Raw genomic sequence first — 14,909 nt, 5'->3', positions numbered from 1 at the left:
TATTTTTGGAATTAGAAGCGGACGAGAGTTGTTTTTATCACTTCCCTTCCCGCTATCCGCGCTACATGGTAGCTCGCTACTATCGGGGCTAACGTTCACGTATTTACTTTTTTAGACTTTTCACTTATCCCTTATCACTTATCACTTTAAATAATCAAATAAAAACTGTAATTTTGTGACGCAAAAAAATAAAACACTAATTATGAGTTCATTTGACGTAGTCATTATAGGTTCTGGTCCTGGCGGATATGTTTCAGCTATTCGTTGTGCCCAATTAGGTTTCAAAACCGCTATCATCGAAAAATATTCAACCCTTGGTGGAACCTGCCTAAACGTAGGTTGTATTCCATCAAAAGCATTATTAGCTTCTTCACATCATTACGAAGAATTACAACATTTTGCTGACCACGGAATTGAAGTTTCGGGAAATGTAAAAGTAAATTTAGAAAAAATGATTGCCCGCAAACAAGCAGTTGTAGATCAAACTTCAGGTGGCGTGAAATTCCTAATGGACAAAAATAAAATTACCGTTTTTGAAGGATTAGGTTCTTTTGAAGATGCAACTCATGTGAAAGTAACCAAAGCCGATGGTTCTTCAGAAGTAATAGAAGGAAAAAATATTGTAATCGCAACAGGTTCAAAACCATCATCTCTGCCTTTTATCAAATTAGATAAAGAAAGAATCATTACATCAACAGAAGCCTTAAAATTGCCAGAAGTTCCAAAACACTTAATCATCATCGGTGGTGGTGTAATCGGAATTGAATTAGGACAAGTATATTTAAGACTTGGCGCACAAGTTTCTGTAGTGGAGTTCTTAGACAGAATCATACCCGGAATGGATGCCGGTCTATCAAAAGAATTAACCAAAGTCTTGAAAAAACAAGGCATGAAATTCTATACTTCTCATAAAGTAAAAGAAGTAACCCGAAAAGGTAAGAACGTAATTGTTGTCGCTGATGATGCCAAAGGAAATGCTGTAACTTTTGAAGGTGATTACTGCTTAGTTGCTGTTGGTCGTCGTCCTTATACTGACGGATTAAATGCTGAGAAAGCCGGAGTAAAAGTTACTGACCGCGGTATGATTGAAGTAAACGATCATTTACAAACGAATGTTCCAAATATTTATGCGATTGGTGATGTGGTTCGTGGTGCCATGTTAGCTCACAAAGCCGAAGAAGAAGGAACTTTGGTTGCCGAAATCTTAGCCGGACAAAAACCACATATCGATTATAATTTAATTCCGGGTGTTGTTTATACCTGGCCTGAAGTTGCTGCAGTTGGTAAAACGGAAGAGCAATTAAAAGAAGCCGGAGTTGCCTACAAAGCGGGAAGTTTTCCTTTCAAAGCGTTAGGAAGAGCAAGAGCAAGTGCTGATAACGACGGATTCGTTAAAATACTAGCCGATGCTAAAACCGACGAAGTTTTAGGTATTCACATGATTGGTGCGCGTTGCGCCGATTTGATTGCAGAAGCCGTAACCGCTATGGAATTCAGAGCTTCTGCTGAAGATATTTCCAGAATGTCACATGCACATCCAACATTTGCGGAAGCCGTTAAGGAAGCTGCATTAGCCGCTACAGATAATAGAGCTTTACACGTTTAAAAACAAATTAAACTTCAAATAAAAAGCCAGTTCAATTGAATTGGCTTTTGTTATTTAATTCGGGAAGTGGTGATTTTAACATCGGCAGTTGCCCAACTTTTAGCAAGCAAAGCATCCATTTCTTTTACTTTGGTTGGATTATTCAGCTTTTGATAAGCCAATTTCAATCCGTGTTGCGCCCAGCCATTATTACGAAATCGCTTCAAATCATCCTGATAGGTTTTTATAGCATCATTATACTTTCCGGCTTCAATTTGCACTGCACCAAGATGATGCCGCACCGAGAAAAACCAATCCGGTGGCTCATTATAATTTAATCCGTCTTCAATTGTAGCCGCTTTTTCAAGCAGCGGAATGCTTTGTTTATAGTTTCCTTCCGAAGCCAAAATTTCACCTTTCAATACTTTACCGGCAATTTGCAAAACATCATACATCGTATTGATATCCCAAATCGTCATTTTTTTCATGGCATCATCATTGGTTAAAACTTCCAATTTTGCTAACTCAGCTTTTGCTTTCGCGATATCTTTTTTTCCTAAATAAGCCATTCCTTTGGCATAATGCGAAATTGCTACAGGATATTTTAACGTATCGGAAACCAATTTCATTTTCAAAATTTCATCCCATTTTCCAAATTTCACTGCCACAAAATATGGAATGACATAGAAATGCTGTAAGGTTGACCAGCCAGGCTCAATCATTGTCTTTGGATGCACAAGATTTGATGTTTTGTCTGCCCCTATTTTTGCCCATTTATAATTCCCTTCTAAAGTAGCACAAGCTGCCATAAAATGATAGTTATGCGGATAATACGCCAAAGGATAAGCGCCTTGAGCATGACACATGGTAACATAAATACTATCCAATTTCACCGAGTTAATATTAGCCACAGTTCCTTTGTGATATTCTCCGGTTCTGATGTAAATATGTGAAGGCATGTGCACCAAATGCCCTGAAGCTGAAGCTAATCCGTCATCAAAACGCTTTGCGGAAGCATTGGCCCTTTCTGCTGTATTAGAAGCTTCAACAGCGTGTATATAAAAATGATTAGCACCAATATGTTTTGGATTCTTCTTCAGTATTTTTTCCAACAACGAAATAATTTCGGGTGTCCAAGGTTTAGCAACACCATTTTTATCCTGTAAATCCCACGGATGTAAATCCATAATCGACTCGACGTACAAAGTAGCAATAGTAATATCATCCGGAAACTCCTTGGCCACATTCTTCATGGCTTCCGAATAGGCTTTATCTAATAAACTTCTGTCTTCAACTGATTTGGCAACATATCTTTTTGATAACGCATTTATTAATGCTTTTTCCTTTTCAGAGGCATTAACCGAAAGTTTTAGCGCTTGTTGAATGGCATTATAAGCTCTTTCATAATTATCGGGTTCCATTCCCGCGTTGTAATTTGGACCCAAAACATAGGCATAACCCCAAAAACTCATAGCTGATTTAGAATCTAATTTAGTTGCATAATAAAAAGAACGTGCGGCTTCGGCATGATTAAAACCAAAGGCAAAAGCCAATCCCTGATTAAAGTACTTTTGGGCTTCCTCATTTTTAGTGCTAATTGGAAAATCAACGACATCCATTCCTTTAAATAGTGGAGCCTTTTTATCGGTTTCAAACCATTTGGCATCGGTAGTTTCAGGAGCACAGCCATATTTACTTTTCCCAATTACAGCTTTTACTTCTTGTTTATTTTCATGCTTACAAGAGTAAAACAGCAAAGAAACAAGTACAAGTAATTTTAGAATTCTGTTCATAAGTCTTGCTTTTTATTACTATAAAGATAATAGAACTATACTTAAAATCAAATAGTTATTAAGTGTTTGATAGACATTAAAATAAAAAAACCAACTCAATTGAGTTGGTTTTCTGTTACAAAGTCTTTACAATATTCTTTAATCATTGCTCTTACCCTTCGAAACTCTTCTATCACTTCCGTTGTAGAACCTTTTACTTTGGATGGATCGGGAAAATTATGATGCAGCTTTACCGCTTGAGTTGGAAAAATTGGACAGCGTTCTTTGGCGTTGTCACAAACCGTGATTACATAATCAAAAGGAATGTCAAAATACTCATCAACATTATTCGAAGTATGTTTTGAAATATCAACACCATCTTCTTTCATAATGGCAATTGCCAAAGGATTTACGCCATGTGTTTCGACACCTGCGGAATACACTTTTACAATATCTGAATCGGCAAAATGCGCTAAATAACCATGCGCCATCTGACTTCGGCAACTATTTCCTGTGCACAATACTAATATGTTTTTCATCTTACTTCTTTTTAAAATTGCAGAAAATAAAATTCTGCGTAGTGTTAAAAGGTGTTTTGTGGTCTTCTGTAAAACTTTCAATTAAGTCGAAATCTTTTTCAAAAACTGCTTTTAATTTTGCTTCATCATATTGTGTAATATCCAAACCGCTGCATTTCATTGGCCCGTTTACCGAGAAAGTTCCGATTACCAAGTTTCCATTTTTGGCAACAGCCGAAGCAACGATAGCAGCATATTCAGCAATCTGAATTGGCTCTGTCAAAAAATGAAAAGAAGCGCGGTCATGCCAAAAGTCATAGGTCGTATCGGGTTTGAAATCCAAAACATCGGAAACAATAAAAGTAACTTGGGTGGCCTTGTCCCCTAATCTTTTTTTTATTCGTTCAATCGCGCCAGCAGAAATATCCAGCAACGTTAAATTGGTATAACCCAAATCTAACAAAGCATCAATCAAATAACTGTCACCACCTCCAATGTCAATTATTTTGGCATCTTTAGGAATGTTTAATTTATGAAAATAGTTTAACGATGTTTTTGGGCTTTCCTGATACCAACTTACTTCCTTTTCAGTTTTCGTGGAAAACACGTTTTCCCAATGTTCTTTTCTTTCCATAATTTATACCAAAAGCCAAAGCAAATTAATTATTGTAAATCGAATATCAAATCCAAACAGCAAATTGAGAATTACAATTCCGCTTATAATTACAATTGGTTTTTTATACTTAACTAATTTATATACCATAACTTAACAGCAATTACTTTCGGTCGAACAACAAGAAACTTTTTCTTTCCACTCACCTATTTTTGCTTTGACTTTCTCGACCGGAATTCCGCAGTTGTCTTTTGCTAAACAAGTGGTTTCTTTTGAAGTCAGAAGAAAATTAGTACCATCAAAACCAAGGCTGAATTTACCAATGGTGTCTTTCATTTGATATTCAACTTCAATTTCCAAATCCGGCATATTTAAAACTCTTTCTGAAAGTTCAATAATGTGAACTAATTTTTCGGGATGCAAACGATGGTCATAGTCATTAGCTTCCCACAATTGAAAATTGGCAATTTCTTCGTTGCGAATGGTTCCGCCGCAATCGATAAAATGTTTGGTCACTTTACCTACTTCAGTTACGTGAAAATGATTGGGGACTAACTCGCCGTTAGGCAGTTGAAAAGCAATTGAAGTTAAGCTATTCAACTCTTTTTTAATTTCTGATAATTTCATGATTTAGATTGTTAGATTATTAGATTGTTAGATTGTTAGATTGTTAGATTGTTAGAAAGAAAATCTTGTCCCTTATCCCTTTTCCCTTATCCCTCAAATTCAACAACATTTATTTTTTAATTTAGTATTGATGATTGAAAAGTAACTTTCAATTTTCTTCAACGTCGTTTCATTTATACAATAACAAATCGCAGTGCCTTCTATACTTCCTTTTATGATTCCTGCGTTTTTTAATTCCTTTAAATGTTGTGAAACTGTAGGTTGTGCCAAAGGCAATTCGTTTACAATGTCTCCACAAATACAAGTATCAACAGTCAACAAATATTCAATAATAGCAACTCTTGCCGGATGTGATAAGGCTTTAAACAACGAGGCAAGCTCGTTTTGCTTATCAGTAAAAAAATCAGATTTGGATGCTCCCATAATTCTATATATTTTTATATTGCAATATTACGATATAATAATATTATATACCAAATTATTTTGCATGTTTTTTTTAGCATGAGTTATATGTTACCCAAATCCTAAATATTTTTACTACTTTTGGCAAACAAAAAAGCATATTTATGGCCTCAGTACTATTCGGCGGAAAACCAGTAAACACCAATGGTGAATTACCAAAAACCGGAACAAAAGCACCCGATTTTAAGTTAGTAAAAAGCGATTTGTCAATTGCAACGTTAAACGATTTTGAAGGGACAAAATTAGTCCTGAACATTTTTCCAAGCATTGATACGCCAACCTGCGCAACATCTGTTAGAAAGTTTAATGCAGATGCAAGCCAATTAGAAAATACTAAAGTTTTGTGTATTTCGCGTGATTTGCCTTTTGCACAAAGCCGTTTTTGTGGAGCCGAAGGATTGAAAAACGTGATTAACCTTTCCGATTTCAACACAGGAAATTTTGGCAAAGATTATGGGCTTGAATTTGTTGAAGGCGCTTTTGCCGGCTTACACTCGAGAGCTGTTATTGTTATTGATGAAAATGGTGTTGTAAAATATACAGAGCAAGTTCCGAACACATCTAATGAACCTGACTACGAAGCGGCTTTAGCTGCATTATAATATTGAATTATGGAATTTAATAAAGACAATTCTTTTTTCACCGGACGAATTAAAAGCGTAGGCTTTGCGCTTAAAGGTGCTTATAAACTTATCACAACAGAGCACAGCGTGATGGTGCAGTTTTCATTAGCTGTTTTGCTTATAATTGCCGGATTTTATTTCCAAATTTCAAGAGAAGAATGGATGATGCAGACTTTGGCTTTTGGATTGGTTTTGGGTATTGAAAGTTTGAATACTGCGGTCGAGAAAATAGCTGATTTCATTCATCCTGAGTTTCATCATAGAATTGGTTTTATCAAAGATATTGCTGCAGGTGCCGTGATGTTTGCCGCAACCGCTGCCATTGTAGTTGGATTATTAATTTATGTTCCTAAATTTCTATAATCATTCGATTAAATTTCTATTTTTATAGCGATATAAATAACCAATGGCAAAAACAGTAAAAAAAGAACCAAAAGAAAAAGATCCCCAATCGGATATTAAAATTTTAAAGACCAAAAAGCAATACAGAATGCTGTTTGGTTTTCTTTTAGTTTTATTGTCAATTGCTTTTTTGGTTTCCTTTATCTCCTTCTTTGTTTCAGGTCAAGCCGACCAAAGTGCTGTTGATTCTATTACCGACAGAAGTGAACATGTAGAAAACTGGTTAGGTAAATTTGGTGCATACATTGCCGATTTATTTATCTATCGTGGTTTTGGAGTTGCTTCCTTCCTATTTGTCAAATTATGCTTTTTAAGCGGTGCGTTTTTACTGTTAGACTTGCCTATTCAAAAACTCAAAAACACCTGGTTTTGGGATTTGTTTGCGGTTATAGTGTTGTCGATTACGTTTGGTTTTTTTGCTACCACTATTCCCGAATTAGGTGGAACTATAGGTTATGAACTCAATCAGTTTATACAGGATTATATCGGTAAAATTGGAACACTACTCGGAATTGTTTTTGCGATTGTTATCTATTTGATTTTCAAAATAAAAATCTCTCCTGATGCTGTTAAAACCTTCTTTGAAAAGAAACACACCGACATTAAAGATGATTTGAGCGGATTAACTTCAGCCGAAAACGGTACCGATTATAATTTAGAGGAATTCGCAGTTAAGGAAGAGGAAGAAATTGAAGAGCCAACCTTAAAACCTTCTCAATTCGAAATCAATAAAGAAGCTTTAAAACCAACAATTGAACATGCTTCCGAAATTAATTTGGAACCAACCATCAAAACAGTTGAACCAACTCCTACTCCACAGCCGCAGATTATAGAAACAAATGATGAAGCTTTTGTTATTGAACAAGCTGCTGATGAAGATGTTGTAGAAGAAAATTTAGCCGCAAAACTGGTAGCCGATTTTGGTGAATTTGACCCAACATTAGAGTTATCCAACTACAAATTCCCAACAATTGATTTGCTGAAAGAATACACTTCGGTTGGTATTACCATCAATCAGGAAGAACTTGAAGAAAACAAAAACAAAATTGTAGAAACCTTAAAAAACTACAAAATCGATATTGCTCAAATCAAGGCAACTGTTGGTCCATCGGTTACATTATATGAAATTGTACCCGAAGCCGGAATCCGTATTTCTAAAATCAAAAGCCTGGAAGACGATATCGCTTTGTCATTGGCAGCATTAGGCATTCGTATCATTGCTCCTATTCCGGGAAAAGGAACTATTGGTATTGAGGTTCCGAATAAAAATCCAACCATTGTTCCAATGAAAACGGTTATTTCTTCAGCGAAATTTCAGGAAGCCGAAATGGAATTGCCAATTGCTTTAGGAAAAACTATTTCGAACGAAACCTTTGTGGTCGATTTGGCTAAAATGCCACACCTTTTGATGGCTGGTGCAACCGGACAAGGAAAATCGGTTGGATTAAATGCGGTATTAACTTCGTTGTTGTACAAAAAACATCCTGCAGAAGTTAAGTTTGTTTTGGTCGATCCAAAGAAAGTTGAGCTTACACTTTTTAATAAAATTGAGCGCCATTATTTGGCAAAATTGCCTGATACAGAAGATGCCATCATTACCGATAACAACAAAGTAATCAATACATTAAACTCGCTTTGCGTTGAAATGGACAATCGTTATTCCTTATTGAAAGACGCGATGGTTCGTAACATTAAAGAATACAACGAGAAATTTAAAGCCCGGAAATTAAATCCGGAAAACGGACATCGTTTCCTGCCTTATATTGTTTTGGTAGTTGATGAGTTTGCCGATTTGATTATGACTGCCGGTAAAGAAGTGGAAACGCCAATTGCCCGTTTGGCGCAACTAGCCCGTGCTATCGGAATTCATTTAATCATTGCCACACAAAGACCATCGGTAAATGTAATTACCGGAATTATCAAAGCCAATTTCCCGGCGCGTATTGCTTTTAGAGTTACTTCTAAAATTGATTCAAGAACGATATTAGACACGCAGGGTGCTGACCAATTAATAGGTCGTGGAGATTTACTATATTCTAACGGAAATGATTTAGTGCGTGTGCAATGTGCCTTTGTAGACACACCGGAAGTAGAAAAAATTGTAGATTATATTGGTTCACAAAAAGCCTATGCCAGCGCCTATTTATTACCCGAATATGTTGGAGAGGAAGGCAGTAGCGTAAATTTAGAATTTGATATTTCAGAAAGAGACAGTTTATTTAGAGAAGCTGCAGAAATTATTGTAACCGCACAACAGGGTTCGGCATCATTATTGCAAAGGAAGCTGAAATTGGGTTACAACCGTGCAGGTCGATTGATTGATCAGTTAGAAGCAGCCGGAATTGTAGGTCCATTTGAAGGAAGTAAAGCAAGAAGTGTTAACATTACCGACTTAGCTTCATTAGAACAATTCTTTAATAATGAACAAAACAATGAATAAAATGAACAGAATAGTATCAATCGTTATTTTACTTTTAGTAACTATTTCTACTAATGCTCAGGACAAAAAAGCAAAAGAGTTGTTAGACCAAGTAACAGCTAAAATTAAATCCTACAATAATATCGTTATCGATTTTAAATACACTCTTAACAATTACAAAGAGAACATCAACAAAGAAAGTAAAGGAAATGTAATTATTCAGGATAATAAATATATGTTGAATTTTATGGGTGTTACTAAAATATTTGATGGCAAAAAAAACTACACTATAGTTCCTGAAGACGAAGAAGTTACCATATCAAGTTTAAATGAAAAAGATGACAGTTCGATTACACCATCCAAAATGCTAACCTTCTTTAATAGTGGTTATAAATACAGTTGGGATATTCTTCAGGATGTAAAAGGACGAAAAATACAGTATATCAAATTAGTGCCAACCAATGCCAAAGACCAACGCAAAGAAGTTCTGTTAGGCATAGATTCCCAAACTAAAAACATCTATAATGTGATTGAAATGGGTAAAAATGGAACTAAAACAACGCTTACTGTTAATTCTTTTAAAACCAATCAGCCATTATCAAAAAATCAGTTTACCTTTGTGCCTAGTAAATATCCAAATTACTACATCAATAAACTAGATTAATTTCGGGTGAAAATACTTGACAAGTACTTATTAAAATCCTTCCTTGTTACATTTACTACGGTATTTGTAATTCTCTTCTTCATATTCGTTTTACAGGTTGTTTGGCTTTTCATTTCTGAATTGGCCGGAAAGGATTTAGATTTCATAATGATTCTCAAGTTCCTTATGTTTAAAATGCCAAGTATTATTCCACTGGTATTACCCTTATCGGTTTTATTGGCTTCTATTATGACCTTCGGAAGTTTAGCCGAAAATTATGAGTTTGCCGCAATGAAATCTTCCGGAATATCATTGCAGCGTTCAATGAAAACACTGATTTACTCCATTTGCATACTTAGTGTTGTAGCCTTTATTTTTGCCAATAATGTCATTCCGTATGCCGAATATAAGTTCATTAATTTCCGAAGAAATATTGCCCAGGTAAAACCTGCCATGGCTATAGCCGAAGGGCAGTTCAGCCAAATTGGAACTTATAATATAAAAGTCGAAAAAAAATCGGGCGATAATGGCAGATATCTTAAAGGTGTTACCATTCATAAATTATCAAACACCAATGCCGGTAGCAATACTGTTATCAAAGCCAAAAAAGGAGAATTGATAAGTAATGAAAACTCAAACATTCTGAAATTAGTTTTAAAAGACGGAAATTATTACGAAGATATCATCCCCAAAAAATTTGAAGACCGCAACAAAGTTCCCTTTGCCAAAAGTGAATTCAAAACCTATGTCATCAATATCGATTTATCAAAACTGAACAACACCAATCTCGACGAAGAGCAAATCACCAACACCAACACTATGCTTACGATTGGTGAATTGAGATTTACACTTGATTCATTGCAGAAAAACTATAACAAAGACAGGATTTCTATTGCTGAAAATCTAAACCAACGTTCTTCACTAAACCCTACAAATTATACAACCACATCTAGTTTACCTAAACTTAATCCCGACAACATATTAAACAATTTTTCTTTTACTGACAAGACACAAATACTTAGAGCAGCAACTGGTAACCTTGATGCAATCAACTTTTCTCTGGAAAGTTCCGGATATGAATTGAATGATAAACAAAAAAACATCAACCTGCACTGGATTGCACTTTATGATAAATTTGTAATTGCTTTTTCCTGTTTATTGATGTTCTTTATCGGTGCACCATTGGGAGCCATTATTCGAAAAGGTGGATTGGGATTGCCGATTGTATTTGCCATACTTATTTTTATTGTTTTTCACTTCATCAATACATTTGGGAAAAAAGTAGCACAACAAGATGAATTAATTCCTTTTCTGGGTTGCTGGATGTCTTCTATTATACTGACACCTTTGGCCATAATCTTAACCAAAAGAGCTACCGATGACAAAGGATTTACCATTAGTTTTGATTGGATAACTGATATTTACAAACGATTTATACCAACAAAAACCGAAGAACAGTTAGCGGAACAGCCTGTTGTAAATATGGAACAGCTTACTGTTGTAAAAGATACTGATTGGGAAAAACTCAACGGCTACGACAATGAAGTATTGATTAAGATTGTAAAAGATGCCAAACAGTTTGGTTATACTAACGATTACCGAAACAAAGCGCTGAAAGTACTGGAGTCAAGGAACATTACCCAGGAAGAATTATTGCTTACCAACAACCTTTACAATATTGATTATAACAAAGTAGAAGAACTCAACAAGCAATATAAAATCTATAGTAAGATTGCTTTGGTTACCTATTTGGGGATGTTAGGGATTTCTTCTCTGGGAAAACCTGAAACTATTATCACCATTATAGCAGCCCTTGTTGTTGCGGGTGTTTTCTATACAGCATTGTTTAAGTCACAACAAATATTGGATGAAATAGGAACTATTTTGGACAAAAAGGTAGATTTAAATATATACTTAGTTGTAGCAGCAGGGTTTCCATTTTTTATCTTGTTCTATTTCTACAATAGAAGTTATTTAAAAGAAGTTATATCTGAATTTAATAAAAGTACAACCTAATGAGTCCTAGTAAAATACACCTCAACACTATAGAAGAAGCCATCGAAGATATTCGACAAGGTAAAGTTATTATCGTGGTTGATGATGAAGATCGTGAAAACGAAGGTGATTTTTTGGCTGCAGCCGAAAAGGTAACGCCCGAAATGATAAACTTCATGGCTACACACGGAAAAGGACTAATCTGTGCGCCATTGACCGAGAAACGTTGTGACGAATTAGAATTACATTCGATGGTGAAAAATAACACCGATCATATGGAAACTGCTTTCACCGTTTCGGTAGATTTAAAAGGTCATGGTGTAACCACAGGAATTTCGGCTTCTGACAGAGCTAAAACGATACTAGCCTTAGTAAATGAAGATACAAAACCATACGATTTAGCCCGACCTGGACATATCTTTCCACTAACGGCAAAACAAGGAGGCGTATTGCGTAGAACCGGTCATACCGAAGCCGCAATTGACTTTGCCCGATTAGCTGGTTTTAAAGCTGCCGGAGTTATTGTAGAAATCATGAACGAAGATGGTTCTATGGCACGCTTGCCGGAACTGGTAAAAGTTGCGAAGAAATTTGATCTTAAACTCGTTTCTATTGAAAACTTAGTGGCTTATAGAATGCAGCACGATAGTTTGATTGTCAAAAAAGATGATTTTGAAATCGAAACCCGTTTTGGTAAATTCCGTTTGCGTGCTTACCAACAAACTACCAACAAACAAGTGCATTTGGCACTGACCAAAGGCAGTTGGAATTTGGGTGAACCAATACTTACCCGAATTAATTCTACCCAAGCCAATAACGACATTCTGAATACTTTAGCCACGGCTATGGATAAAAAACTTGATGATGTTTTTAACCGCATCAGCAAAGAAGAAAAAGGAGCTATACTGTTTATCAATCAGGAAGTTGACTCTTCAGATTTATTACATCGATTAACAGAGTTGAAACAGTTACAGGCTGAAGGTATTTTCAAAGTCCCGCAAATCAAAATGGATGTCAAAGATTTTGGTATAGGCGCACAAATACTTCATGATATTGATATCTCTAAAATACGTCTTATCTCAAACACCACACAAACCAAACGTGTCGGAATGATTGGATACGGATTAGAAATAACCGAATATGTGGCTTATTAAATAATTATAACATACCCGAAATAAAAAAACCTTCAAGCAAACTTGAAGGTTTTTTTATGGAGAAAATTTATCTTAAATTATTTTGAACAGCGTTCTCAAACTAAAAACAATTACTAAAGCCGCAACTAGTAATAGAGCTGTTCGTTGAGGCAATCTTCCTGATAATCTTGCGGCCAAAGGCGCGGCAACTGAACCTCCTAAGATTAATCCCAAAATAATGTACCAATGACTAATTCCTAAGGAAGTAAAAAACGTAATAGCGGCAGCAAGCGTAACAAAAAATTCGGCTAAGCTAACAGTCCCGATAACATAATTGGATTTTCTTCCTTTTGCCAAAAGTGTTGAAGTTACTATTGGTCCCCAACCGCCACCGCCAAATGCATCAAAAAAACCACCTGTAAATCCTAATAAGCCGATATTTTTTGATTGCTTTCTCTCAATTCTCTTTTTGAAAGCTAAAATAATGAGCCGGACTCCGATTAGCAAAGTATAACTGGCTAAAATGGCGTAGGTTATGGCTTCATATTTGTTTCCGAGATAAATAAGCAATAAAGCTCCTGCTACCGCTCCTATCACACCCGGTATAACAATCCAGAAAAATAATTTTTTGTTTACATTACCAAATTTATAATGTGAAAAACCACTTATTCCGCTGGAAAACATTTCTGCCGTATGAATACTTCCGCTGATGGCAGGTAGTTTGATTCCGAGTAACATCATACTGGTAGAACAGGTTACACCATATCCAAGCCCTAAAGCACCATCAACTAATTGTGCAAAAAAACCAACTAACAGCATTCCGAAGAAAACGTTTGGAATACTCTGAAAATAGGAAACTGCTTCATCAAACGTAACAAATTTCGAGACACCAAAACCAATAAAGAAAACCATAAACAACAACGTAATTTCAAACGTCAGTCTTTTATATTTTTTCTCTGCTTTCCTTTCTCCTTTTTTAGCCGAAAAACTTTCTGTGACTTTGTTTAAATCGGCTAATTTTTGACCAAAATCGCCTTTGTGTTCTCTTCTGAACGAATTCAATTGTTCGATGCTGTCATTAATGCCATCCGGAATTACATCCGTAAAATATTCCCGCATTCTTTTGGCCAAAACCGGAGATTTCCCATTGGTGGAAATAGCAATTTTTAAAGAGCCTTTATTCACAATCGAACCTAAATAAAAATCACACAAATCAGGTTGATCTGCAGCGTTGACTTTGATTCCTTTGGCTTTTGCCAAATCACGAATCTTGGCATTTAATTCGGGATTATCGGTAGCTATAATTACAAAATCGGCATCATTAACATCCTGTTTTTCAAAAGGTCTTTCCAAAAGCGTTACATTCTTATGCTGACTGGCAATTTCAACCACTTTCGGATGAAAATAAGTCGCCACAACCGTAATCCTGATATTGGGATTTTGCCGCAATAAGGTTTCGGTTTTTTCCAAACCAACATTGCCACCGCCCACAATTAAGAAGTGAGCGGTTTCTGTTTTTAAGAATATAGGGAAAAGGGTGTTCGTCATTATAAATTATTGTTTGACACTACTTGTCATTTTAAATTTTGTATTTACTGTGTGTATTAAAAAGTCGCTCCAAATTGGAGACCAAATCCTATTGAAGGCGGATGCTCATTCCCAAAACGAACCGGTAATGGTGTTGCGATAAAATAACTAACATCTTTACTTTTGACAATAACCTTATTGAGAATGGCGGTAAAACCATACCTGCCGCCTGTCTCAAAAGCCAGCCTTGGAATAAATGTAAAGCCATGTTTATACCTAAACAAAAGTCCGGGATGAAATAGTACATTAGTCACTTTATCTTTACCATCTTCTGCCTTTATAAAAGGGACAACCTCCAAACTATAACCAAAATGTTCATTTTTTATTACATTAATCCCTGTTGGAAAGCCTACCGTATAATAGTCTGAAAAATTATATACCGTTTCCTCTTTGTTTACTGTTACAATAGGATGCAATACACCAAAAAAACCTTTTACCTGTGGATAATTCACGGATTTAGCATTCTCTTGAGAAAATATGATATTGCTAAAAGCCAAAAGACCCAATACAAATAGTTTATTTTTATTCAT

Annotated in this window: 13 protein-coding genes and 1 pseudogene; 7 read left to right on the top strand and 7 right to left on the bottom strand. The window is 35.6% G+C overall.

Going from position 1 to position 14,909, the window contains the following annotated elements:
• The first annotated feature begins 202 nt into the window (after positions 1–202).
• Complete coding sequence (gene lpdA, locus L1S35_RS10755) at positions 203–1,606, top strand: dihydrolipoyl dehydrogenase (protein WP_236400517.1); 1,404 nt, start codon at positions 203–205, stop codon at positions 1,604–1,606.
• A 50-nt stretch (positions 1,607–1,656) separates the two neighbouring features.
• Here the strand turns inward: lpdA and L1S35_RS10750 are convergent, their stop codons facing one another.
• From L1S35_RS10750 to L1S35_RS10730, 5 genes are all read right to left on the bottom strand, one after another.
• The gene (locus L1S35_RS10750; RefSeq protein ID WP_236400515.1) at positions 1,657–3,378 is read right to left on the bottom strand and encodes a tetratricopeptide repeat protein; all 1,722 of its coding nucleotides are present in this window, start codon (positions 3,376–3,378) and stop codon (positions 1,657–1,659) included.
• A gap of 95 nt (positions 3,379–3,473) precedes the next feature.
• Complete coding sequence (locus tag L1S35_RS10745) at positions 3,474–3,896, bottom strand: arsenate reductase ArsC (RefSeq protein WP_236400513.1); 423 nt, start codon at positions 3,894–3,896, stop codon at positions 3,474–3,476.
• A gap of 1 nt (position 3,897) precedes the next feature.
• Complete coding sequence (locus L1S35_RS10740) at positions 3,898–4,509, bottom strand: class I SAM-dependent methyltransferase (RefSeq protein WP_236400511.1); 612 nt, start codon at positions 4,507–4,509, stop codon at positions 3,898–3,900.
• A 132-nt stretch (positions 4,510–4,641) separates the two neighbouring features.
• Positions 4,642–5,115 (bottom strand): DUF6428 family protein, encoded by a 474-nt coding sequence (locus L1S35_RS10735; protein WP_236400510.1) that lies wholly within the window; start codon positions 5,113–5,115, stop codon positions 4,642–4,644.
• A gap of 99 nt (positions 5,116–5,214) precedes the next feature.
• A complete protein-coding gene (locus L1S35_RS10730) occupies positions 5,215–5,538 on the bottom strand; it encodes an ArsR/SmtB family transcription factor (RefSeq protein WP_236400508.1) in 324 nt (107 codons plus the stop codon).
• Positions 5,539–5,681: 143 nt separating this feature from the next.
• On the opposite strand from L1S35_RS10730, the gene tpx reads away from it, so the two are divergent.
• The 6 genes and pseudogenes from tpx (at position 5,682) to ribB (ending at position 12,813) form a co-directional block, all read left to right on the top strand.
• Complete coding sequence (tpx, locus tag L1S35_RS10725; RefSeq protein WP_236400505.1) at positions 5,682–6,179, top strand: thiol peroxidase; 498 nt, start codon at positions 5,682–5,684, stop codon at positions 6,177–6,179.
• Between the two features lie 9 nt (positions 6,180–6,188).
• On the top strand, positions 6,189–6,563 hold the full coding sequence (locus L1S35_RS10720) for a diacylglycerol kinase family protein (protein ID WP_236400503.1): 375 nt from the start codon (positions 6,189–6,191) through the stop codon (positions 6,561–6,563).
• 43 nt (positions 6,564–6,606) lie between these two features.
• Positions 6,607–9,042, top strand: a complete 2,436-nt coding sequence (locus tag L1S35_RS10715; protein ID WP_236400500.1) for a DNA translocase FtsK — start codon at positions 6,607–6,609, stop codon at positions 9,040–9,042.
• A 1-nt stretch (position 9,043) separates the two neighbouring features.
• Entirely contained in the window at positions 9,044–9,685 is a 642-nt protein-coding gene (lolA1, locus tag L1S35_RS10710) for an outer membrane lipoprotein periplasmic chaperone LolA1 (protein ID WP_236400498.1), read from the top strand.
• 6 nt (positions 9,686–9,691) lie between these two features.
• Positions 9,692–11,119 (top strand): annotated as a pseudogene (locus L1S35_RS10705) (LptF/LptG family permease); the annotation flags it as partial.
• A gap of 560 nt (positions 11,120–11,679) precedes the next feature.
• A complete protein-coding gene (gene ribB / locus L1S35_RS10700; protein WP_236400496.1) occupies positions 11,680–12,813 on the top strand; it encodes a 3,4-dihydroxy-2-butanone-4-phosphate synthase in 1,134 nt (377 codons plus the stop codon).
• A gap of 72 nt (positions 12,814–12,885) precedes the next feature.
• On the opposite strand, the gene L1S35_RS10695 is transcribed toward ribB, so the two are convergent.
• Complete coding sequence (locus tag L1S35_RS10695) at positions 12,886–14,340, bottom strand: TSUP family transporter (RefSeq protein ID WP_236400494.1); 1,455 nt, start codon at positions 14,338–14,340, stop codon at positions 12,886–12,888.
• A gap of 56 nt (positions 14,341–14,396) precedes the next feature.
• On the bottom strand, positions 14,397–14,909 hold the full coding sequence (locus L1S35_RS10690) for a hypothetical protein (protein WP_236400492.1): 513 nt from the start codon (positions 14,907–14,909) through the stop codon (positions 14,397–14,399).

Origin of the sequence: Flavobacterium anseongense, from assembly GCF_021608185.1 — a bacterium.
GTDB lineage: Bacteria > Bacteroidota > Bacteroidia > Flavobacteriales > Flavobacteriaceae > Flavobacterium > Flavobacterium anseongense.
This window is presented reverse-complemented; position numbering and strand designations above follow the sequence as displayed.

Coding starts and splice junctions, on each gene's coding strand:
- ribB (WP_236400496.1), top strand. CDS start 11,680: ATGAGTCCTAGTAAAATACACCTCAACACTATAGAAGAAGCCATCGAA.
- L1S35_RS10735 (WP_236400510.1), bottom strand. CDS start 5,115: ATGAAATTATCAGAAATTAAAAAAGAGTTGAATAGCTTAACTTCAATT.
- lolA1 (WP_236400498.1), top strand. CDS start 9,044: ATGAACAGAATAGTATCAATCGTTATTTTACTTTTAGTAACTATTTCT.
- L1S35_RS10690 (WP_236400492.1), bottom strand. CDS start 14,909: ATGAATAAAAATAAACTATTTGTATTGGGTCTTTTGGCTTTTAGCAAT.
- tpx (WP_236400505.1), top strand. CDS start 5,682: ATGGCCTCAGTACTATTCGGCGGAAAACCAGTAAACACCAATGGTGAA.
- L1S35_RS10740 (WP_236400511.1), bottom strand. CDS start 4,509: ATGGAAAGAAAAGAACATTGGGAAAACGTGTTTTCCACGAAAACTGAA.
- lpdA (WP_236400517.1), top strand. CDS start 203: ATGAGTTCATTTGACGTAGTCATTATAGGTTCTGGTCCTGGCGGATAT.
- L1S35_RS10730 (WP_236400508.1), bottom strand. CDS start 5,538: ATGGGAGCATCCAAATCTGATTTTTTTACTGATAAGCAAAACGAGCTT.
- L1S35_RS10715 (WP_236400500.1), top strand. CDS start 6,607: ATGGCAAAAACAGTAAAAAAAGAACCAAAAGAAAAAGATCCCCAATCG.
- L1S35_RS10695 (WP_236400494.1), bottom strand. CDS start 14,340: ATGACGAACACCCTTTTCCCTATATTCTTAAAAACAGAAACCGCTCAC.
- L1S35_RS10750 (WP_236400515.1), bottom strand. CDS start 3,378: ATGAACAGAATTCTAAAATTACTTGTACTTGTTTCTTTGCTGTTTTAC.
- L1S35_RS10745 (WP_236400513.1), bottom strand. CDS start 3,896: ATGAAAAACATATTAGTATTGTGCACAGGAAATAGTTGCCGAAGTCAG.
- L1S35_RS10720 (WP_236400503.1), top strand. CDS start 6,189: ATGGAATTTAATAAAGACAATTCTTTTTTCACCGGACGAATTAAAAGC.